General features: G+C 72.5%; 12 protein-coding genes. All 12 read left to right on the top strand.

What is annotated here, in order from left to right:
* Window positions 1-6 precede the first annotated feature (6 nt).
* The 12 genes from KGD83_RS23360 (at window position 7) to KGD83_RS23305 (ending at window position 23,467) form a co-directional block, all read left to right on the top strand.
* The gene (locus KGD83_RS23360) at window positions 7-882 is read left to right on the top strand and encodes an ABC transporter permease (RefSeq protein ID WP_013151537.1); all 876 of its coding nucleotides are present in this window, start codon (window positions 7-9) and stop codon (window positions 880-882) included.
* Between the two features lie 3 nt (window positions 883-885).
* Window positions 886-1,947, top strand: coding sequence for an ABC transporter ATP-binding protein (locus KGD83_RS23355; protein WP_212641182.1), 1,062 nt, complete (start codon window positions 886-888; stop codon window positions 1,945-1,947).
* Complete coding sequence (locus KGD83_RS23350) at window positions 1,940-2,986, top strand: ABC transporter ATP-binding protein (RefSeq protein ID WP_394358082.1); 1,047 nt, start codon at window positions 1,940-1,942, stop codon at window positions 2,984-2,986. The genes KGD83_RS23355 and KGD83_RS23350 overlap by 8 nt, the downstream gene beginning before the upstream one ends.
* 4 nt (window positions 2,987-2,990) lie before the next feature.
* Window positions 2,991-3,179, top strand: a complete 189-nt coding sequence (locus tag KGD83_RS23345) for a hypothetical protein (protein WP_212641181.1) — start codon at window positions 2,991-2,993, stop codon at window positions 3,177-3,179.
* A complete protein-coding gene (locus KGD83_RS23340; RefSeq protein WP_212641180.1) occupies window positions 3,176-4,981 on the top strand; it encodes an ABC transporter substrate-binding protein in 1,806 nt (601 codons plus the stop codon). Before KGD83_RS23345 ends, KGD83_RS23340 begins: the two co-directional genes overlap by 4 nt.
* A gap of 1,215 nt (window positions 4,982-6,196) precedes the next feature.
* Window positions 6,197-8,713, top strand: coding sequence for an ATP-binding protein (locus KGD83_RS23335; RefSeq protein ID WP_212641179.1), 2,517 nt, complete (start codon window positions 6,197-6,199; stop codon window positions 8,711-8,713).
* Window positions 8,714-8,810: 97 nt separating this feature from the next.
* Window positions 8,811-9,236 carry a roadblock/LC7 domain-containing protein gene (locus KGD83_RS23330; RefSeq protein WP_013151544.1) on the top strand — a complete coding sequence of 142 codons (426 nt, stop codon included), beginning with the start codon at window positions 8,811-8,813 and terminating at the stop codon, window positions 9,234-9,236.
* 37 nt (window positions 9,237-9,273) lie between these two features.
* On the top strand, window positions 9,274-9,633 hold the full coding sequence (locus KGD83_RS23325; protein ID WP_013151545.1) for a DUF742 domain-containing protein: 360 nt from the start codon (window positions 9,274-9,276) through the stop codon (window positions 9,631-9,633).
* Window positions 9,634-9,655: 22 nt separating this feature from the next.
* Window positions 9,656-10,213 (top strand): GTP-binding protein, encoded by a 558-nt coding sequence (locus KGD83_RS23320; protein WP_047869036.1) that lies wholly within the window; start codon window positions 9,656-9,658, stop codon window positions 10,211-10,213.
* 60 nt (window positions 10,214-10,273) lie between these two features.
* Window positions 10,274-11,536: a styrene monooxygenase/indole monooxygenase family protein gene (locus tag KGD83_RS23315; protein WP_212641178.1), complete on the top strand. Its 1,263-nt coding sequence runs from the start codon at window positions 10,274-10,276 to the stop codon at window positions 11,534-11,536.
* Window positions 11,537-12,042: 506 nt separating this feature from the next.
* Entirely contained in the window at window positions 12,043-20,151 is an 8,109-nt protein-coding gene (locus tag KGD83_RS23310) for a type I polyketide synthase (RefSeq protein WP_212644572.1), read from the top strand.
* Window positions 20,141-23,467, top strand: coding sequence for a type I polyketide synthase (locus tag KGD83_RS23305; RefSeq protein ID WP_212641177.1), 3,327 nt, complete (start codon window positions 20,141-20,143; stop codon window positions 23,465-23,467). Before KGD83_RS23310 ends, KGD83_RS23305 begins: the two co-directional genes overlap by 11 nt.
* The last annotated feature ends 5 nt before the right edge of the window (window positions 23,468-23,472 follow it).

The raw sequence follows: 23,472 nt of genomic DNA, 5'->3' as shown, positions 1-23,472 counted from the left end.
CCGGAAATGGCCGTCACCACCACCGCAGCCCCCGGGGTCTGGGGAACGATCTGGCAGGGCCTCACCCGCAGCACCAGCGGGTTCGTCGGCCTCTGCCTGGTCCTGAGCGTCCTGCTCTTCTCCTTCGTCGGGCCGCTGCTCATCGACCACCACAACCCAACGGACGTCACCGCGATCTGGGGACCGATCACCGCCGAGCACTGGCTCGGCACCAACCACCAGGGCAAGGACACCTTCACCCAGCTCGTGCTGGGCGGACGCGAACCCATCTGGGTCGGCTTCGTCGCCGCCGTGATCACCGTGGCCATCGCGGTCGTCCTCGGCGGCGTCGCCGGGTACGTGCGGGGACGGATCGACCACTTCCTGCTCCAGCTCACCGACATCACGATGACCATCCCGTTCATCGTGCTGATGCTGGTCATAGCGTCGTTCTTCCGCACCTCCTCGCCGCTGGTGGTCTCCTTCATCATCGGCCTGGTCACCTGGCCCTACCTCATGCGCTCCATCCGCGCCCAGGTGCTCACCCTCAGGGAGCGCGAGTTCGTCGAGGCCGCACGGCTCCAGGACCTGGGCACCGCGCGCATCCTCTTCGTCGAGGTGCTGCCCAACATGGCCGGCTACATCTTCATCAACTTCATCATCGCCATCACCAACGCGATCTACGCCGTGGTCGGCATGTACCTGCTCGGCCTGCTGCCCAGCACCGCCGACAACTGGGGCCTGATGATCCAGCAGGCCTGGAACAACAACGCCTTCCTGCTGCCCCAGGCAGCGCCCTTCCTCATCGCCCCGATGGTGATGATCATGCTCTTCCAGATCGGGCTGGTCACCATGACCCGGTCCCTGGAGCAGGCCCTCAACCCACGACTCCGGGACAGGTGAGCCATGACCGACCGCACCGCGGCCCCGCCGTCCGCCGAGGGGCCCCTCCTGTCGGTGAGGGGGGTGGACGTGGGCTACCGCACCGGCCGCAGGAAACAGGTCACCGCGGTACGCGACGTCTCCTTCGACCTCCACCCCGGCCAGTCCATGGCCCTGGTGGGGGAGTCCGGCTGCGGCAAGACCACCCTGGGCCTGGGCCTGCTCCGGCTGCTCCCGCGCACCGGCGTCCTGTCCGCGGGCGAGGTCCTCTTCCGCCGCAAGGACGGCCGCCTCGTCGACGTGCGCACCCTCGCCCGTGAGGACCTGCGCCGTTTCCGCTGGAACGAGGCGGCCATGGTCTTCCAGGGCGCCATGAACGCCTTCAACCCCGTGCTGCGGGTGCGCGACCACTTCCTCGACACCTTCCGCGCCCACGACCGGGGCCGCCGTACGCGCGCCGAGGTCCTCGAACGCTCCGCCGAGCTGCTGCGCATGGTCCGGCTCGACCCCGCCCGGGTGCTGGACAGCTTCCCCCACGAGCTCTCCGGCGGCATGCGCCAGCGCACCCTCATCGCTCTCGCCCTGGCCCTGGACCCGCAGCTGCTCATCCTGGACGAGCCCACCACCGCCCTGGACATCCTCACCCAGCGCTCCATCGTCGAGCGCCTCGCGGAACTGCGCGAGGAGCTGCGCTTCGCGATGGTCTTCATCACCCACGACCTGGGCCTGGCCGCCGAACTCGCCGACCGCGTCGGCACCATGTACGCGGGACGGCTGATCGAGACCGGCACCACCCGCGACATCTTCCACCGCGCCCGGCACCCCTACACCTCGGCGCTGATCAACTCGGTGCCCCCGGTCACCGGCGACCTCAGGGTCCCCGAATCGCTGCCCGGAGGCCCGCCCAGCCTCTCCGCGCTGCCCCCCGGCTGCTCCTTCGCGCCGCGCTGCAAGCACGCCGTCGAGCGGTGCGAGTCCATCCGGCCCGTGCTCGACGTGCTCACGCACCGCCCCGACGGGCTGAGCCACGCCGCCGCCTGCCTGCGTTCGAACGAACTCTCCACAGAGGGGGCCACCCGTGACTGACCGGACCGTTTCAGCGGACCCGCGGCCCGAGCCCGGCGCCGCAACCGCCGCCGACGGCGGGGAGGCCCCGCCGGTGCTCAGTCTGCGCGGCGCGCACCAGGTCTTCTCCACCCCGCGCGGCGACGTGCCCGCCGTCGCGGGGGTCGACCTGGACGTGCGCCCCGGACGGGTGCTGTGCCTGGTGGGGGAGTCCGGCTGCGGCAAGACCACCAGCGCCCGCATGGCCGCGGGCCTGGCCGACCCGGTCCGGGGCTCCGTGCTCTTCCGGGGCAGGGACGTCGCGGAGATGGACCGGCGCGAACGGAGCCGCTTCCGCCGCTCTGTCCAGTTCATCCACCAGGACCCCTACGCCTCGCTCAACCCCGTGCGCACCGTCTACTCCACCGTCTCCGCGGGGCTGCGCCGCCACGGGCTGGTCGAGGACAGGCACGAGGCCCGCCGGGCCACCGCCGAACTCCTGCGACGGGTCGACCTCACCCCGGCCGAGGAGTACCTCGACAAGTACCCGCACCAGATGTCCGGCGGCCAGCGCCAGCGCGTGGCCGTGGCCCGCGCCCTGGCGATGGAACCCGAGGTGATCATCGCCGACGAGTCCACCTCGATGCTCGACGTGTCCATCCGGGTCAGCCTGCTCAACACCCTCGGCGCGCTGCGCGACGACCTCGGCGTGGGCTTCCTGTTCATCACGCACGACCTGGCCGTGGCCAAGTACTTCGCCTGGGAGGGCGAGATCGCCGTCATGTACCTGGGCAGGATCGTCGAGCACGGGCCCACCCCGCGCGTGGTCAACGACCCCCGCCACCCCTACACCAAGGCGCTCGTCGACGCCGTCTGCGAACCGGACCCCGACCTGGCGCACGGCCGGGAACGGATCAGGCTGCGCGGCTCCGAGATCCCCGACCTGACGGACCTGCCGTCCGGGTGCGACTTCCACCCGCGCTGCCCCCTCTACGAGGAGGGCGGCTGCGACACCGTCCGGCCGCCGCTGGCCCCCGCGCACGACCGGCTGCTCGCCTGCCACGTCGTCGGCCGGGGGTGAGGCCGTGCTCGCCGTCGTCGGCCGCTTCGGACTCCTCTCCGGAACCTTCCTCGCCCTGACCAGCGCACTCATGCTCGTCCTCGCACCCCCCGGCACAGCCGAGTTCGTCATCAGCGCCCTCACCGTCGTGATCGGCCTGGTCGTGCTCTCCCTCGGTCTGCTCGCCGTCCTACTCGAAAGGAAGCACCGATGACCCCTCCCACCCCCCACCCCCTGATGCGGGACCTGAGCCGCAGGCGCCTGCTCCGGACGATCGGCTTCGGCGCGGCGGGCGTCGCCGGCGCCGGCGTGCTGTCCTCCTGCGCGGGCGGCGACAACGCCGAGGGCGGCGCCACGCAGTTCACGGGCGTCTTCGACTTCGACCTGGCGGCCCAGACGCGCAACGTGGCCGTGGAGGACGGCGCGCTGCTGATGAACTCCGTGTACGCCGACCTCTTCCTGCCCGCGGGCGCGTTCTACAACTGGGAGACCCACGAGTGGGACTACCTGCTCCTGGAGAACAGCGCCTGGGAGGGCGACGACCTCGTCGTCACCCTGCGCCCGGGCCTGAAGTGGAGCGACGGCACCGACCTGACCGCCGAGGACCTGCACCAGAACTACGCCATCCGGATCCTGGAGGCGCCCGCCTGGTCGGTGGGCTTCCCGCAGATCACCGAACTGGAGCGTCTGGACGACCTCAGCGTCCGGGCGCGCTTCGACAACCCCTTCCCCGGCATCGAGCTCCAGGTCGTCAAGCACCGGATCTTCTCCAAGTCGACCTACGGCGACTTCGGGGAGCGCGCGATCGCGATGGTGGCCGACGGAGTGCGCCAGGGCGACGACGAGCACACCGAGTTCAACGCCGAGTTCATCGAGTTCAACCCCGAGGAGATCATCACCAGCGGCCCCTACACCTTCGACCGGGCGCAGATGTCCGACGCGCGGATCACCCTGGTGCGCGAGAGCACCGGCTACCAGGGCGAGGAGGTGAACTTCGAGGAGGTGGTCGTCCACAAGGGCGACAACCGCCAGGCCTCCCTGCTCATCCAGCAGGGCGAGGTCGACTACTCGACCCTGGCTACCTCCGCCGCGGACCAGCAGGCGTTCCGCGGTGTCGAGGGGTTCCGGTGGATCGAGCACCCCGGCTACGACGGCTGCGGGCTGATGTTCAACTACGCGGCCAAGCCCGAGCTCAAGGACATGCGGGTGCGCAAGGCGCTCAAGCACCTGCTCGACGGCGACCAGATCGGCCAGGTGGCGCGGGGCGAGGCCTACGACGGGGTGCGGTACTACTCCGGCCTGGTCGACCTCCAGACCGAGCAGATCTTCACCCCCGAGGAGCTCGCGGAGTTCGCCGCCTACGACCACGACCCGGACCGGGCCACCGAACTGCTGGAGGAGGCGGGCTGGACCAAGGAGAACGGGGTCTGGCACACCGCCGAGGGCCGGGAGGCCAGCTACGAGATCATCGGCGTCGCCGGCTGGGGCGACTTCGAGCTGACCGCCACTCAGGTGGAGGAGGCCTGGAACGCCTTCGGGATCAAGACGACCGCGCGCAACGTGCCCGCGGACAACCCCTGGGGCATCTGGGCCGCAGGTGACTTCGAGGTGGCCGTCCGCCACTGGGGCAACCCGGAGATCCCGCAGTACTGGGGAGCCTTCCAGATGAACTTCCTGGTGGAGAACGCCCGCACCGGCGAGACCCCGGGGCAGGACTTCGACCTGAAGGTGGACAGCCCCAGCCAGGGCGAGGTGGACCTGGAGGCGCTGGTCGAGGCCGCCAAGACCGCGCAGACCGAGGAGGAGCAGACCGAGGCCCTCAAGACGATGGCGATCGTCTTCAACGAGCTGCTGCCGCGCATTCCGATCTGGACCTACAAGTACCTGGCCCCGGCCCTGGAGGGCGCGCGGGTGGAGTCCTTCCCCGAGGACCACCCCGCCGCCCAGAACCAGATCTACCGGGACAACCACATCATCCTGTCGCTGATGCAGGGCGGCCTGGAGACGGCCGGGTAGGAGGCGGGCCCGGGGGACCGGGCCGAATCCGGGGGCGGGGCCGTGCGGCCCCGCCTCTTCTGTGCCTACTCTCTCTTTTATGCCGGAATCATGACCCTTGATGTGCATTCGCGTCAGGGGAAGGTAGTCTCCTGTACGTCGGGAGGACGGTGTCCGAACACCGCCCGTTTCCGGCGCCAACGCCTTCGGAAGGACCGCCCCGGCCTTCCTCCCCGAAGGCGCGGAAAACGTTTCCGCGCTTCGCGTTCCCCCGGTTGTGCCCCGCTCCGGCGCCGGACGACCCGCGAGGCGCGTCGCCCCTCGTCCGGAGCCGTTCTCGGAGCGATTCCGTGAACGGCGCGCGGGCGGGGGGGAAGAGGAATCGACAGGAGAGCCATGACCCCCGCTCCCCGTGGACCCGCGCACCCGGGCCGTCCGCGTGCCGGGACCCCGCGCCCCCGCGCCGCCGCGGTGCCCCGCGGCGGCGGGCCGACGCGGCCCCCGTGCGACGGGGCTTCCCGCCGGTGCGGCCCGAGGGTCGTCCCGGCTCGGCGGCCGTTCGCGGAGCCGCGCGTCCGCGCTGTTCAGGGCGGGTGCGCGTGGTTCCGGATCACGGGTCCGCCGGTGCGGCGGACCGGTTACTGACACCTGTCCGGAAACAGACACGTGTCCATAAATCTCACAAAAACATCTGGGGCCACACCGGACGCCGGGCGGCGTTTGTGCACGTCAGAGGTGTTGTTCCGGGTGCTTTTGTGATCCTTCCATGATTCGTCTGCCAAGGCTGTCGACCTTTGTTAGTCTGGCGAACCGAACGACGGTTCTCGGTGGAAGTACAGGAATTGTGCGGGGCATGGATACTTGTCTCCGGATGGGGTGTCGCACCCGTCTGGTCCCCGCTCGGGCGGGGGCGCCCCGGCCGAGGCCTTCTTCCGGCGCACGGGGCACCCGGCTGTCACGGGGGTTCCGAGCGGAACCCCGGGGCGGCCACCTCCCCGGGCAGGGCGGTGGAGCGGCGCCGCCGCCGATCCAGCCCCACCGACGCGAGGAGACGAGATTGTGGCAGAGGCGCCGTCGCCGCGAGACAGCCCCGCCCCGTACCCGCGCGGGGGCGGGTCGATGACGTCAGCGGAGGACGGGCAAGGAGCCAGGCGAGAGGGACGGTTCCGACGGGCCATCTCCCGTATGGTCAGAGCCCAGGAACCCCCCTCACCGGAGACCCAGCAAGGAAATCCCGTGCATCATCCCGTGCATCCGCACTCGCAGAATTCCGGCCGCACGTCGGACCGGGACGGCGTCCAGCCCACGGGCGGGACCGCTCCCGAGTCGGGCGCGACGGAGCGCGGCGACGCCGCGCCCCCCGCGACCGGCCCCTTCTCCGGCTCCGCCGAGAACGGGTACCGGCCCTCCTCCAGGACCAGCGTCCCCAACCCGTACACCACCCGTCGGGTGAACGTCGACGACGTGGACACCGGGGCATCCCCGGTCAACCAGTGGCGCGGCGTGGGTCTGGACGAGCCCGAGCCGCGCACCCCACCCATCACGGCCACCACGGACACCATGACTGAGACCTCCTCACCGACAGAGCGCGCGGAGCGGCCCCAGGCCCCCGCGGCGCAGACGCAGGCGGCGCCCGCGGACACCGCGCCGCAGCCGGTCCCGCGGCCCGAGCAGGCGGCGCCGCAGCGGGCCGAGGCCCCGCACGGCCGGTCGCGGCTCCCCGAGGAGCAGGGCCACTCGCCCCGGTCCGAGCAGGCGGACGCCCACCGGCAGGACCCGCCGCAGGCCGACGACCACCGTCGCCCCGAGCCGCCGCACGCTGACGACCACCGCCAGCCGGAGCAGCCCCAGGCCGCCGCACCGCAGGCCGTCCCGCCCGCCGAGGCCCACCAGCAGCCTCCCCAGGCGTGGGCCGGGCCCGCGCCCCAGCCCTACCAGGTGCCGGGGGAGCGCCCCGCGCCCCCGCAGGTGCAGGGCCAGCACGGATACGCCCAGCAGCCGGCCCCCGGTCCGGTCGGCCACGACCCCTACGCGCCCCCCGCGCCCTACCAGGCGGCCCCCGGTGCGCAGTACGGCCCCTACCCCCCGGCCGGGCAGGAGCCCCACCACCCCTACCCGCCGCACCCGCAGTCCGCCCCGGCGCCCTACCCCGCCGCGCCGCAGCAGCACGGCGGCTACGCGCCCCAGCCGCAGGGCCAGCACCCCTACCCCGCTCAGCCCGCGCACTACCCGGCGCAGTACCCGCACCAGCCGCTGGTCACCTACCAGAGCGCCTACCCGGCGCCCTTCCAGCCCCCCGGCTACGTCATGCACGGCCAGCCGATGTTCTACCCGGGCCAGTACAACCCCTACGGCCAGCCGGTCCAGCACATCATCGTGCTCACCGCCGGACAGCAGCCGCAGGTGATCAGCGCCGAGTCGGCCGGCGCGCTCTTCGCCGAACAGGCCGAGCCCCGGACCGACTCCGCCGAGCGCGAGGACCGGGCCCTGACGCGCGCGGGCTCCGACACGGACGCGGCCAAGGAGCAGCCGGAGAGGGAACAGGAGCGCGAGGCCCGGCCCGAGGCCGCCGCGGAGCCCGCCGAAGCGGCCCCCGAGCCCCCGGCCGGGACGCTGACCGAGCGCAGAGCCGCCCTAATGGAAGCGATCGCCCCGGCCGCGGCCGCCCCCGCGCCCTCGGACGACGGCAACAGCCTCCTCAACGAGGCCCTCGCGGGTCTGGCCATGCGCGACCTGTCGCTCGTGGACGCTCTGCTGGAGATGGTCGAGGAGCTGGAGACCGACGCCCAGGACCCCGACCTGCTCGACAAGCTCTTCCAGATCGACAACTTCGCGACCCGTATGCGGCGCAACGGGGAAAACTTCTTGGTGCTCACCGGGCATGACGGCGGCGAGTCCGACGCCCACGACGAGATCGTCCCCCTCCTCGACGTGGCCCGCGCCGCCACCTCCGAGATCAAGGACTACCCCCGCGTCCGGATGGGCAAGATCCCGCAGACCTCCATCACCGGTATGGCGGCCGACGACATCAGCCACCTGCTCGCCGAACTGCTGGACAACGCCACCGCCAACTCGCCCGAGCACTCCCAGGTCGTCATCAGCGCCCAGGAGATGGCGGACGGGCGCCTCATGATCGTCGTCGAGGACGAGGGCGTGGGCATCCCCGCGGGACAGCTCGCCGAACTCAACGACCGTCTCGCGGGCGAACCCGTCCTGGACGCCGACGTGCCCCGCCACATGGGCCTGTACGTCGCCAGCCGGATCGCCAAGAAGCACGGGCTGGAGGCCAGGCTCGAACCCCGATCCTTCCGCGGGGTGAGCGCCTACGCGATCATCCCCAAGGAGCTGCTGCGCGTGGCCACGCCGCGAACCCCCGGACAGGCCCGCACCTCGACCGTCCCGACCAGCGCACCGCCGGCCAAGCCCGCCCCGGCCGCCAAGCCGGTCACGCCCGCCCCGGCTCCCGCCCGACCCGCCGCCAACGGCACGGGCAAGTCCTCCGCGGCGAGCGGTTCCTCGGTGACCTCCGCCGGGCTGCCCCGGCGCAGCGCCACCCCGCACGGGTCGCCCCTGCGGATGATGCCCCGACCCGCACAGAAGCCGGACACCCCGCCCCAGACCCGCGAGGACACCCCGCCCAAGCTCACCGGCGACGCCCGGGCCGAGCAGATCCGCGACGAGCTCGGCGACTTCTTCGACGGCGAGCGCGAGGCCCGCGAGGGCGGCGACGAGCCCAAGGACGACAAGAAGTGACGGCTCCCGACCCCGTCCAGGGCGCCCCTCCCGGCGTGCCCCCGCAGACACCACAGCAGCGAACACGACCCTCGGCCCAGGCAGGTAAGGCACAGCGATGACTGAATCCGTGAACGACAGTGTTGAGAACTTCTCCTGGCTCATCGACCGCTTCGTCCGCGACGTGCGCGGTGTCGAGCACGCCGTCGTCGTCTCCTCCGACGGTCTGGTCCTGACGCACTCCAGCGACTTCCCCGAGGAGCACGCCGAGCAGCTCGCGGCCATCGCCAGCGGTCTGCACAGCCTCGCCGTCGGCGGCGCCAACCTCTTCCAGAGGGGCGAGTGCGAACAGCTGCTGGTCCGCTTCAACCACGGCCACCTGTTCATCATGGCGATCAGCGACGGCTCCTGCATGGCGGTGCTCACCGCCCCGGGCACCGAGCTCAAGATCGTCGGCTTCCAGATGACCAAGCTCGTGGAGAACGTCGCCCACGTGCTCACGCCGCAGCTGCGCTCGCAGCTGCGCGAGGTCATCCAGAACTGACGACGGTGCCCGTTCGGGAGGAGAGGTTGCCTCGGCTATGAGCTTCCGCAGGCGAAGGAGTAACCGTGTCCGTCCGTTCACCTTCACGGGTGGGCGGACACGGTCGCGGCATCCGCTGATGGTGCAGACCCTGGTCTCGACGTCCGAGCCCGGGCAGGAACCTCCTGGCACCCTCATGCCGGAGTCGATCAGTATCTACAAGCTGTGCCGGGAGACCCGGTCGCTGGCCGAGGTCTCGGCCGAGTTGAACATCCCCCTGGGCGTCACCCAGGTTCTGGTCAGCGACCTGGCCGAACAGGACCTGGTGTACATCCACCCGACCATCACCGGCAGCAGTCCATCGGAAAACCAGGTTCTGGAGAGGGCTCTTCGTGGTCTCGAACGACTTTTCCAGTGACAAGAGGTCGAATCGCAAGAAGATGTCGAGCAAGATCGTCATCGCCGGGGGCTTCGGCGCCGGCAAGACGACCTTGGTGCGCTCGGTGTCGGAGATTCCCCCTGTCACGACCGAGGCGATCATGACCGAGGCCAGCATCGGTCATGACGACACCTCGATCACACCCGACAAGACGACCACCACCGTCGCGATGGACTTCGGTCGCATCACCATCGACGACGAACTGGTCATGTACATGTTCGGCACACCGGGCCAGGCGCGTTTCTGGTTCATGTGGGACGATCTGGTCCGGGGCGCGGTGGGCGCCGTCGTCGTGGTCGACTGCCGGAGGCTCGCGGACTCCTTCGACGCGGTCGACTACTTCGAGACGAACAAACGCATCCCCTACATCGTGGCGCTGAACAAGTTCGAGGGCCGCCTCGACTACACCTCCGAGCAGGTCCGCGAGGCGCTGGAGGTCAGTCCTGAGGTACCCATCATCGACTTCGACGCCCGGAACCGGTTGTCCGGGGGTGAGGTGCTCAAGACGCTGCTGCGGTACGCGTTGGAGCACAACCGCGCCAGCGAGCCCGTCGCCTGACGGACGGGGAGACGCCGGTCTTCCCACCGCCCCGCAGATTCCCCAGGAAAGTTAGCGACAATGCGCAAGATCCTTATCGTCGGCGCGGGCCACGCCGGTCTGCACCTGGCCCATGGGCTCCTCACCCATGGATACGACGTCACGGTGATCACGGGGCAGTCCTCGATGGAGATCCGGACGGGCAGGCCGTCGATCTCGCAGTTCACGTTCCCCACCGCCCTGGAGCACGAGCGAAACTTCAACCTCGACCTCTGGAGCGCCCTGTCGCCGCAGATCAGGGAGCAGACGGTGCACCTGTACCCGGGCGGGGGCAGCCTCATGTCCTTCACCGGCAGGACGGGTGAGAACAACGACTACGCCGTCTCCATCGACAGGCGTGTGAAGATGGCCGACTGGCTGGAGTACTTCGAGGACCGCGGCGGCAAGGTCGTGATCCACGGTGTCACGGTCACCGACCTCGACTACTTCTCGCGGATGTTCGACCTGATCATCGTGGCGGTCGGCCACGGCGAGCTCGGCCAGCTCTTCGACTACGACGAGAGCAGGTTCTCAGGGGCCAGGCCGCGTGCGATCGCCCAGGCGCACGTCTACGACGTCTGGCCTGCCGAGGGCCAGGACGAGAACATCAGCTGGGCCGCGTCCGCCGCGGAGGCGGGCAACATCATCCTGCTGCCGATCCTCGGCCAGGACGGCCCCTGCCACTCGCTCGTCATGGTGGACAAGCGCGGCGGCCCCATGGACACCTGGCCCGACCGTCCCGGCCCCGAGGAGCAGCTGCGCCGGATGAAGGACCTCCTCCGCCGGTACGCTCCCGAGTACTTCGAGCGGGCCAAGGACGCGGTCCTGATCGACGGCAGGAACAGCACGCTGGTGGAGGATCTGACCCCGCAGGTGCGCAACCCCGTGGGGGTCCTCCCGTCCGGCGGACGCGTCCTCGGGATGGCGGACGTCATCGTGACCATGGACCCCTACGTGGGACAGAGCTGGAACAACTCCACACGTTGCGCGGAGGCCTACCTGGAGGCCATCATCGAACGCGGTGACCAGCCCTTCGACGAGGGATTTCTGGTCGGCGCCTTCGACCGTTTCTGGGAATTCGGTCTCTACAACCAGCAATGGTCCGAGATGTGCTCCACCTGGTGGGACCAGGGGGACATGTCCCCGCAGATGGTGGAGCTGCTGTCCGCCGCCGTGAAGTACCGTGAGATCTCCGACCGCTGGATCCAGGGGTGGGACTACTCGCCGGACTACGGTAAGTGGCTGCTGGATCCCCAGTTGGCCACGGAGTACGTGGCTGAGGTGCGCGCACGCCACGGCGACTGACGTGTGCGTACCCCAGCGGCCTGAGCCCGGTGTCCGGCGGACACCGGGCTCAGCTGCTTTCTGTGGGGGGTGTCACTCGGTCGCACGCTGGACCGGAATTCAAGAAAGCAATGTCCGAAATAAAGATTCCGTTGTCACCGGCTGTGAACTGTGGGTACTATCCTTCGGGTTGATGTCCGAAAGCGTGACATGGTGAGTGATGGGTCATTTGTTTCTCGAGGGCGAACTGTCCGTATGTGGACTTATTTGTTAGTGTCGGGCGAAGCCCTCTGCTGATCATGAGACCCGCGATGAACTCTGGTAGTACCCTTCCTCTCCTCCGGACCTGACAGAAACCTCCGCCTCCCCCGGCCGCACGGGGGCGCGGACCGCTAATCGACCATTCCTGGCCTGTACGAACACACAGCAGTGGCCCGTGCATTTGCACCGGAAGATCTCCGGTAGGCGGATTTCCGGCACACCGCGCGCGGAGCAAGGGGGCCGGTGGTGTGAGATCGGAGACGACGATGGTGACGGGTGCGTGGACGACTCCTGGGGCCGACGAACCGATCGCGGTGGTCGGGCTCTCCCTGCGACTCCCCGGAGCGTCGACTCCGGAGGCTTTCTGGCGGCTGCTGTGCGAGGGCCGGGAGGCGATCTCCGCCCCTCCCGAGCGGCTCGGCGTCGCCTCCGCCGCGCGTGACCCCTACTGGGGCGGGTACCTCGACCGGGCCGAGGACTTCGACGCCGGATTCTTCGGGGTCTCGCCGCGCGAGGCGCTGGCCATGGACCCCCAGCAGCGGCTCATGCTGGAGCTGAGCTGGGAGGCCGTGGAACGCGCACGCATGGCGCCGGACTCCCTGAGGGGCACCGACACCGGTGTGTTCACCGGCGCCGTCGCCGCCGACTACGGCCTCCTGCAACAGCGTGCCGTGGGCGGCGGCGCCACCCACCACACGCTCACGGGCACCCAGCGCGGCATGATCGCCAACCGTGTCTCCTACGCACTCGGGCTGTCAGGGCCCAGCCTGACCGTGGACAGCGGACAGTCGTCGTCCCTCGTCAGCGTGCACGCGGCCATGGAGAGCCTGCGCCGGGGCGAGTGCGGTACGGCGCTGGCCGGCGGAGTCAACCTCATCCTCGTCCCCGAGAGCACCGAGAGCGTCGCCCGGTTCGGCGGGCTCTCGCCGGACGCGCACTGCTACACCTTCGACGCGCGCGCCAACGGCTACGTGCGCGGCGAGGGAGGCGCCGTGGTCGTGCTCAAACCCCTGGGCCGGGCCCTGGCCGACGGCGACCGCGTCCACGCGGTCCTGCGCGGCGGTGCCGTGAACAACTCCGGCCGGACCCCCTACCTCGCCCGGCCCGACGCCGCCGGCCAGGAGAGGGTCCTGCGCGCCGCCCACCGCAGGGCGGGGGTCGACCCGGCGCGGGTCGGCTACGTGGAACTGCACGGCACGGGTACCCCGGCGGGGGATCCGGTCGAGGCCGCCGCGCTCGGCGCGGTGTTCTCCGACGGACGTGAGGAGCCGCTGCGTGTGGGGTCGGCCAAGACCAACGTCGGCCATCTGGAGGGCGCCGCCGGAATCGTCGGCCTGGTCAAGACGGTGCTCAGCCTCTCCCACGGACAGCTCCCGCCCACACGCAACTTCACCCGGCCCCACCCCGGCATCGACCTGGAGGCGCTGCGGCTGAGCCCGCAGTTGCGGCGCGAGCCGTGGCCCGCGGACGCTCCGCTGGCGGGTGTCTCCTCCTTCGGTATGGGCGGGACCAACTGCCACCTGGTGCTCGGTCCGCCCCCGCCGGTCCACGCGGACCGGCCCGGACCGGCGACGGGGGAAGGGGGCATCGACCCCGTCCCGTGGATCCTGACGGCCCGGTCCGAGGAGGCCCTGCGCGCCCAGGCATCCTCCCTGCACTTCTTCGTGTCGTCACGGCCGGGCCTGCGGGTGCAGGACGTGGGCCTGTCGCTGGCCACCACCCGCAGCGTGTTCGAGCACCGCGCGGTCGTCTTCGCCTCGGCCGGTGACGGCGCGCGGGAGCTGGAGTCGGTCGCGCCCTCGTCCGCTCCCGCCGACGAGGCGCAGGAACGGCCCGTCCTGGTCTTCCCCGGACAGGGCGGCCAGTGGGAGGGGATGGCCCGGGACCTCCTCGACGGTGACGGCCTTCTGGCCCAGGTGTTCACCCGGCGCCTGCTGGAGTGCGAGCGTGCCCTCTCCCCCCACGTGGACTGGTCGCTGATCCAGGTACTGCGCGGCGAACCCGGGGCACCGGCCTACACCGGCTCGGGAGCGCGCGTGGACGTCGTCCAGCCGGTGCTGTGGGCGGTCATGGTCTCCCTGGCCAAGGTGTGGTCGGCGCTGGGCGTGGAGCCGGCGGCGGTCATCGGGCACTCCCAGGGGGAGATCGCCGCGGCGTGTGTGGCGGGAGCCCTGTCGCTGGAGGACGCCGCCAAGGTCGTGGCCCTGCGCAGCCGTGCCCTGACCTCGCTCGCCGGAAGCGGCGGCATGGCCTCGCTGGGGTTGTCCCCCGAACGGGCCGGGGAGCTCGTCGCGGGTGAGGACGACCTCCACCTGGCCGCGGTCAACGGCCCCGAGTCGGTCGTCGTCTCCGGAAGTCCCGAAGCGGTGCGCCGGGCCGTCGAGCTCTGCGTCGACCGCGGCGTCCACGGAGCCCTGGTCGACGTGGACTACGCCTCCCACTCCTCTCACGTGGAGCGCATCCGCGAGGAGCTGCTCGCGTGCCTGGACGGGGTCGAACCGCGCCCCGCCCGGGTGCCGTTCCTCTCCACCGTGACCGGGGAGCCCCTGGAGGGGGCCGAGGCGCGGACGGACGCCTCGTACTGGTACGGGAACCTGCGCGGTACCGTCCGCTTCGCCGACGCGGTGGACGCGGCCGTGGAGTCCGGCCACACCACCTTCGTCGAGGTGGGGCCGCACCCCGTGCTCTCCTTCGGCGTCGAGCGGACGCTGGACGCCCGCGGGGCTCGGGGCAGGGTGCTGCCTACCCTGCGCCGGGGGGCCGGTGACCAGGCGCAACTGCTGACCGCGGCGGCGCAGGCGTTCACCGCCGGGGTCGGCGTCGACTGGGCGGCCCTGTTCGCGGGGACCGGCGCGAGCCGTGTCGACCTGCCGACCTACCCGTTCCAGCGCCAGCGGTACTGGCCCCGCACCCACGCCCCCGCGCCCGTCGAAGGGCCGCCGGCCGACGAACCCGACGCGTCCCCCGACGCGTCCCGCGGTGACGCCCGGAGTACCCGCGCGCTGGTGCGCGGGCACACCGCCCGGGTGCTCGGGCGGGCCTCCCTGACGGTCTCGGACGAGCGCCGCGCCTTCCGCGACCTGGGCTTCGACTCGATGATGCTGCTCCAGCTCGGACGGGCGCTGTCCCGGGAGACGGGGGTCCCGCTGGAGGAGACCGTCCTGTTCGAGCTGCCCACCCCCTCCGCGCTCGCGGAGTTCCTGGTCGGGGAGGCGGGGGAGGAGGTGCCCGGGGCCGCCGGGCCGCCCTCCGCCCCGCCCGCGACCGCTCTCCCCGCGCCCGCGGCGGCCCCCGCCGTCACGGCACCGGCCCCCGACGACGACCCGATCGCCATCACCGCGATGGCCTGCCGCCTGCCGGGCGGGGTGCGTTCCCCCGAGCAGTTGTGGCGGCTCGTCGACGACGGTGTGGACGCCATCGGGGACTTCCCCGACAACCGCGGCTGGGACCTGGAGAACCTGTACGACCCCGAGCCCGGCACCCCCGGACGCACCTACGCGCGCTCGGGCGGGTTCCTGTACGACGCAGACCTGTTCGACGCCGGCTTCTTCGGGATCAGCCCCCGCGAGGCCGACGCCATGGACCCCCAGCAGCGACTGCTGTTGGAGACCTCCTGGGAGGCGATCCGGCGTGCCGGGATGAGCACGGACGACCTGCGCGGACGCCAGGTCGGCGTGTTCGTCGGCGCCATGCCCACCGACTACGGGCCGCGCCTGGCCGACCCGAGCGCGGGCGACGACGGGGGGTACCGGCTCACCGGCAGCACCCTGAGCGTGGCCTCGGGCCGCGTCGCCTACGTCCTCGGCCTGCGCGGGCCGGCGCTGACCATCGACACCGCCTGCTCGTCCTCGCTCGTGGCCCTGCACCAGGCGGCCGAGGCGGTCCGCAGGGGCGAGTGCGAGATGGCCCTCGCCGGGGGAGCCACCGTCATGGCCACCCCCGGCATGTTCCTGGAGTTCTCCGCCCAGCGCGGGCTGTCGCCGGAAGGCCGATGCCGGGCCTTCGGGGCCGAGGCCGACGGCACCGCCTGGGCCGAGGGCGCGGGCGTGCTCCTGCTGGAGCGCGCCTCACGCGCCCGCCGCGCCGGGCGCCCGGTCCTGGCGCTGGTCAAGGGCAGCGCGGTCAACTCCGACGGAGCCAGCAACGGGCTGACCGCGCCCAACCCCGACGCCCAGGAACGGGTGATCCGTCAGGCCCTGGCCTCGGCCGGGGTGGAGCCCGGCGAGGTCGACGCCGTCGAGGCGCACGGCACGGGCACCCGGCTGGGCGACCCGATCGAGGCCAAGGCGCTGATCTCGGTGTACGGCCGGGCGCGCGAGGGCTCCGCGGAGGACCTGCGGCTGGGCTCGCTCAAGTCCAACATCGGCCATGCCCAGGCCGCCGCCGGCGTGGCCGGGGTGATCAAGATGGTGGAGGCGCTGCGGTACGGGCGGCTGCCCCGGACGCTCCACGCCGACGTGCCCACGGACAAGGTCGACTGGGACGGCGGCGGCGTGCGGTTGCTCACCGAACCGGAACCGTGGCCGGACACCGGGCGCCCGCGCCGGGCCGCGGTGTCCTCCTTCGGGATCAGCGGTACCAACGCGCACGTGGTGCTGGAGGGCGTGGCCGACGAGGGCGCCGCGGTCATCGTCCCCGACGACCCCTTCGAGCGCGAACGCCACTGGGTGGACGCCTCCGTCCGGGCCGGGGCCGTACCCGAACCGCACGAGGCCGCGGAGCCGCTGCTCGACGAGGGTCTGGCGCTGGTCGACGGGCGCACCGTGTTCACGGGGCGCATCGGCACCGACGGCCAGCCCTGGGTACGCGACCACGGCCTCCTCGGCCGGATCGTCGTGCCCGGCACGGCGCTGGTGGACCTGGCCGCGTACGCGGCCGACCGGGTCGGCTCCGCCACCGTGGCCGACCTGGTCCTGGAGGCGCCGCTGGTGCTGACGCACGGCGAGGGAGCCACGCTCCAGGTCACCGTGGGCGCCCGTGACGACCGGGGGCGGCGCGAGGTGCACGTCCACGCCCGCTCCGCGCGGGCCGCGTCGGACGCGCCCTGGGCCCGCTACGCCTCCGGCGTCCTGGCGGACGAGCCGGAGCCCGGCATTGGGCCCGCCGACGCGGACGGCTCCGTCCCGGCGGACCTGTCCTGGCCTCCGGCCGACGCCGACCCGGTGACCGTTCGACCCGACTACACCCGTCTGGCCCGGCGAGGCTACGCCTACGGTCCGCTCTTCCAGGGGCTGAGGAGCGTGTGGCGGTGCGGGGGCGACATCCTGGCCGAGGTCGAACCGCCCGACGCGCCCTACACCGGCGGCCCCTTCCACGGCCCGCATCCGGCTCTGGCGGACGCCGCCCTGCACGCGATCCTGCTGTACGGCGGTAGCGGCGAGGACGCGCTGACGGTCCCCTTCGCCTGGTCGGGGGTACGGGTGCGCGCCCTCGGCGAGGAGGCCGCGCGCGGACGCCTGCGCGTGCGCGCCACCGAACTGGGCGCGGACCGCTACCGCGTGCGCGTCTTCGACGAGGCCGGGAACACGGTCGTGGCCGTGGACGAGCTGGCCATGCGCGTGCTGGACGGGGACGCCCTCCCCGAACGCGACCCGTCCGAGGTGTCGGCCCTGCACGAGCTGGTGTGGGAGAAGGCCGCCGCACCCGGCTCCACGCCCTCCGTCCCCACCGGGCTGCCCGGTTTGGACGCCGTCGACCGGGACGGCGCGGTGCCGCCGGTGGTCTACACCGAGCTGCCCGCCGCGGCGGTCTACGCCGAGGGCGACACCTCGGTGCCCGAGTCCGTCCGACAGGGGCTGGACGCGGTCCTGGGGACCATCCGGACCTGGCTTACCGACCCGCGCACCGAACACTCCCGCCTGGTGGTGGTGACCTGGCGCGCGGTGGCCACGGGCCCCGGCACGCGGCTCAGCGGGTTCGCCGCGGCGCCGGTGTGGGGTCTGCTGCGGGCCGCCCAGAGGGAGCACCCGGGGCGCCTGGTGCTCGTGGACTCCGACGGGTCCGAGGACTCCCACCGCGTCCTGCCCGGAGCCGTCGAGCTCGGTGAACCGCAGATGGCCCTGCGCGCGGGCGCGGTCCTGGTGCCCAGGCTGACCAGGGCCGAGGGCGACCGCTGGTTGACGCCCCCCGGCGCGCTGTGGCGTCTGGGCAGCAACCGTCCCGGTTCGCTGGAGAACCTGGAGCTGCTGCCGGCGCCTGAGGCCGGGGAGGAGCTCGGCCCGCACGAGGTGCGCGTCGCCGTCCGAGCCGCCGGCGTCAACTTCAAGGACGTGGTGGTGGCGCTCGGCATGGTCGAGGGGGACAGGGGCGTGGGCCTGGAGGGCTCCGGGACCGTGCTGGAGACGGGTGCCGAGGTGACGGGCCTGAACCCGGGCGACCGCGTGGCGGGCCTGTTCGACGGGGCGTTCGGCCCGATCGCGGTCGCCGACGCCCGCAGGCTCGCCCGGGTCCCCGACGGATGGTCCTTCGAAGAGGCCGCGGCCGTGCCGGTCGCCTTCCTGACGGCCTACTACGCCCTGGTGGACCTGGCTGCGGTACGCCCGGGGGAGAGCGTCCTGGTGCACGCCGCGGCCGGGGGCGTGGGAACGGCGGCCGTCCAGCTCGCACAGCACATGGGGGCGCGCGTGTTCGGTACGGCTAGCCCCCGCAAATGGGCCGGTCTGGCCGAGTACGGGCTCGACGAGGAGAGGCTGTCCTCCTCCCGCGACCTGGAGTTCGAAGCACGGCTGCGCGCCGCCAACGGCGGGCGCGGCATGGACGTGGTCCTCAACTCGCTCAGCGGGAAGTTCGTGGACGCCTCCCTGCGGCTCCTGCGTTCCCCGGGCGACGGCGGGGGGCCGGGCGGCAGGCTCGTGGAGATGGGGCTGACCGACGTCCGCGACGTCCGCGACGTCGCCGCGGGCTTCCCCGGGCGCGGCTACGAGGCGTTCAAGCTGACGGACGTGGCCCCGGAGCGGATCGGCCAGATGCTCGGGCGGGTCCTGGAGCTGTTCTCCAGCGGCACGCTCAAACCCCTTCCGGTCACCGTCCACGACCTCCGCGACGCCAAGGACGCCCTCCGCGGCCTCCAACGGGGCGAGACCGTCGGCAAACTCGTCCTGACCGTTCCGGCGCCCTTCCCGCAGGAGCGCACCACGCTGGTCACCGGCGGCACCGGCAGCCTGGGGCACCGGGTGGCACGCCACCTGGTCGCCGGTTACGGGGTGCGCGACCTGCTGCTCGTCAGCCGGAGCGGCCCCGAGGCGCGGGGCCAGGAGGCGCGCACGGCCGAACTGGAGGCACTCGGGGCCCGGGTGAGCGTGGCCGCCTGCGACGCCGCGGACAGGAAGGACCTGGAGCGGGTCCTGGACGGGCTCCCGGCGGACCGCCCGCTCGGCGCGGTGGTGCACACCGCCGGCGTCCTCGACGACGCCACCGTCACCTCGCTCACCGGCGAACAGGTCGACAGGGTGCTGCGCCCCAAGGTCGACGCCGCGTGGAACCTGCACGAGCTGACCGCGGAGGCCGACCTGGGCGCGTTCGTGCTGTTCTCGTCGGTGGCCGGGACCCTGGGCACCGCCGGGCAGGCCAACTACGCCGCGGCCAACGTCTTCTGCGACGTACTGGCCCACCACCGCCGGGAGCACGGCCTGCCCGCCACCTCCCTGGCGTGGGGCCTGTGGGCCGGGGCCAGCGGGATGACGGGCCACCTGGACAGGACCGACCTCGGTGTCCTCGGCCGGACGGGACTGCTCCCGATGCCCGAGGACGAGGCCCTGCGGCACCTGGACACCGCCCTGCTGCGGAACATGGTCCACGGCGTCCCCGCGCTGTTCGACTCCGCCGCCGGCACCGGTACCGGTGTGCTCCGGGGGCTGGGCGGGCCGTCCCCGGAGGGTGCGCGCGCACCCAGGGACGAGAGGGGGGCGAAGGACGCCGCCGAGCGGTTCTCCGCGCTGTCCGGGCCCGAGCGCGAGCGGGCGCTGCTCACCGAGGTCCGCGCGCACACCGCCGTGGTCCTGGGCCACGGCCCCGACGTCAGGACCTCGCGGGTGGGCGCCGACCGGCCCTTCACCGACCTGGGGCTGGACTCGCTCACGGGTGTGGAACTGCGCAACCGGCTCAGCGCCTCGACAGGTGTGCGGATCCCGGCCACCGCGGTCTTCGACCACCCCACCCCGCGCGCCCTGGCCGCGTTCCTCCTGCTGCTGCTGTTCCCCGAGTCCCCGGACCGGGACGCGGCCGCGGCCGGGGAGGACGGCTCCGGGTCCGGCGACGGAGCCGGAGACCCGGACACCGGCATCGACACCATGGAGGTGGACGAACTCGTCACCCTCGCACTCCGGGGGCAGCACGAGCCCCACCACGCTGGACAGGAGACGGCAGTTGACCACTGATGACGCACGCCTGGTCGCGGCGCTCCGTGCCGCGATGAAGGAGAACGCGCGGCTGCGCGAGGAACTGGACCGCTCGACCCGGCCCGAACCGATCGCCGTCGTCGGCATGGGGTGCCGCTTCCCCGGGGGAGCCGACACTCCCGAGGGGTTGTGGGACATCGTCTCGCGGGGACGCGACGCGGTGCGCCCCTTCCCCGCCGACCGCGGCTGGGACCTGGAGGAACTCCTCGTCGGTCGGTCGGGGGAGCCGCGTTCGGCGACCGGTCAGGGCGGGTTCCTCGACCGCCCGGCCGCCTTCGACGCCGAGTTCTTCGGGGTCTCCCCGCGTGAGGCGGTGGCGACCGACCCGCAGCAGCGGCTCCTGCTGGAGACCGCCTGGGAGGCGGTCGAGCGGGCCGGGATCGCCCCGGAGTCGCTGGCCGGCTCCGAGACCGGTGTGTTCGTGGGCACCATGGCCCAGGAGTACGGGCCCCGGCTGCTGGACGCCTCCTCCGACGGCTTCGCGCTCACCGGATCCTCACCCAGCGTCGCCTCCGGCCGGGTGTCCTACACCCTGGGCCTGACCGGTCCCGCGGTCACCGTGGACACGGCGTGCTCGTCCTCGCTGGTGGCGCTGCACCAGGCGGTCCGGAGCCTGCGCGGCGGGGAGTGCTCGTTGGCCCTGGCCGGGGGCAGCTGCGTCATGGCCTCCCCCGGACTGTTCACCGAGTTCTCCAGGCAGGGGGGCCTGGCCCCCGACGGCCGCTGCAAGGCCTTCTCCGCGGACGCCGACGGCACCGGCTGGGCCGAGGGCGTGGGCATGATCCTGCTGGAGCGGCTCTCCGACGCCCGACGCAACGGGCACACGGTCCTGGCGGTCGTGCGCGGCAGCGCCGTCAACCAGGACGGGGTCTCGAACGGGATCATGGCCCCGAACGGACCGTCGCAGCAGCGTGTCATCGCACGGGCCCTGGAGGAGGCGGGCCTCACCCCGGGCGACATAGACATGGTGGAGGCGCACGGCACCGGCACCCGGCTGGGCGACCCGATCGAGGCGCAGGCGCTCATCGCCGCCTACGGCCGGGGCCGCCCCGAGGACCGCCCCCTCTGGCTGGGTTCGCTCAAGTCCAACATCGGCCACGCGCAGTCGGCCGCCGGAGTCGGGGGCGTGATCAAGTCCGTCATGGCGCTGCGCCACGGCGTCCTGCCCCGGACCCTGCACGCGGACGAGCCCTCGCCGCTGGTGGAGTGGGCCGGGAGCGGTGTCCGGCTGCTGACCGAGGCCAGGCCCTGGCCCGAGACCGGCAGGCCGCGGCGCGTCGGGGTCTCGTCGTTCGGGATGAGCGGTACCAACGCGCACCTGGTCCTCGAACAGGCTCCCGACGACGCCGGGCCGCAACCGCGTCCGGCGGGAGCCGCGGGCCCCGTCCCGTGGGTGCTGTCCGCCCGCACCGAGGCCGCGCTGCGCCAACAGGCGGCCCGGCTCGCCGACCAGCTGCGCCTGTCCCCCGAGACCGCGGCCGAGGACGTGGGCTGGTCGCTGGCCACCGCACGGTCCGGGTTCCCCCAGCGGGCGGTCCTCCTGGCCGGCGACCGGGCCGAGGCCCTGGAGGCGCTGGACGCCTTCGCCGACGTGAGACCGGCACCGGGCGTGATCCGCGGCCGCTCCGTGGCCGAGCCCCGCACCGCGTTCGTCTTCCCGGGGCAGGGGGCCCTCGACGCGGAACTGGACCTGGGCGCCCTCATCGACGCGCAACCGCGGTTCGCCGAGGCCGTCCACGAGTGCGAGAAGGCGCTCTCGCCCTACCTCGACTGGTCGGTGACGGCGGCGCTGCGCGGCGGTCCCGGCGCTCCCGACACCGGCCGTCCCGACGTGGCCCAGCCGCTGCTGTTCACGGTCATGGTCTCGCTCGCCCGGCTGTGGCGGTCCCACGGCGTCGAGCCGTCCGCCGTGGTCGGCCACTCGCAGGGGGAGATCGCCGCCGCGCACGTCGCGGGTGTCCTGACCCTCGAGGACGCCGCCGCGGTGGTGGCCCTCCGGAGCAGACTCGTCCTGCCCCTGGTGGGGAGCGGCGGAATGCTGGCGCTGCAGCTGCGCCCCGGACAGCAGCCCCCATCACTGGAGCGCTGGAGCGGCAGACTGGACGTGGCCGCCCACAACGGACCGAGCGCGGTCGTGGTCGCAGGGGACGACGGTGCGCTCGCGGAGCTCTCCGAGTGGTGCGCCGCGGAGGGGGTCCTCGCCTTCCCAGTCGCGGCGGACTTCGCCGCGCACTCCCGGCAGGTCGACGCCCTGCGGGCGGAGCTCCTGACCGCACTCGCCGGGATCCGGCCGGGGCAGGGGGAGCTCCCGCTGTACTCCACGGTGCACGGTGCCCGGATCGACGGCACCACCATGGACGCCGAGTACTGGTACCGCAACATCCGCCAGACCGTGCGGTTCGAGGAGGCCGTACGCGCCATGGCGGAGGACGAGTTCACCACGTTCGTCGAGATGGGACCGCGGCCGGTCCTGACCATCGGCGTCCAGCAGACGCTGGAGTCGGCCGGCGCGAACGGCGGCGAGACCGCCGTCCTCGGCGCGTTCCACGGCAGGGCCAGCGGTCCCCGTGAGTTCCTGGCGGCCCTCTCCGAGGTGTGGGTGTGCGGCACCGCCCCGGACTGGTCGGTGGTGTTCTCGGATTACAACCCGCGCGTGGTCGAGCTGCCCACGTACCCGTTCCAGCACCGGGACTACTGGCTGGACCCCGCACCCCGCTCCGCCGCGACCCCGCCGGACGACCGTACGGAGCAGGTGCCCGCGGACACCGGGGCCTCCCCGCGCGGGAGCCTGTCCGCGCTGTCGGAGCTGTCCGAGCGCGAGCGCGAGGACGCCGTGGTCGCACTGGTCCGCGAACACGTGGCGGCCGTGCTCGGCTTCGCCTCGCCGGAGCAGGTGGACGTCCGGCGCGGCTTCCTGGACGCGGGCGGCACCTCACTGGGAGCGGTGCGCCTGCGCAACGCCCTGAACGCGGCGACGGGCCTGGAACTACCGGTGACCGCCGCCTTCGACCACCCCACACCGCTGGCCCTCGCCCGGCACCTGCTCTCGCTGCTGCTCTCCTCCGGCGAAGGCGGCACCGCCGACCCGGCCACCGCGCTGGACCGGCTCCGATCGGCGGTGCGGGCCACGGATCTGCGCAGCGCCGAACGCGAGGCCGTGGTGGCGGGACTCCGCGATCTGCTGTACACGCTCACCGAAGGCCGGAGGGCGACGACGGACGGTACCGAGGAACTGGAAGGCGCGAAGGATGACGAGCTCATCGAGCTCATCGGCAAGGAATTCGGAATCTCCTAGCCGCC

Source organism: Nocardiopsis akebiae (genome assembly GCF_018316795.1).
GTDB classification, from domain to species: Bacteria; Actinomycetota; Actinomycetes; order Streptosporangiales; family Streptosporangiaceae; genus Nocardiopsis; species Nocardiopsis dassonvillei.
This window is presented reverse-complemented; position numbering and strand designations above follow the sequence as displayed.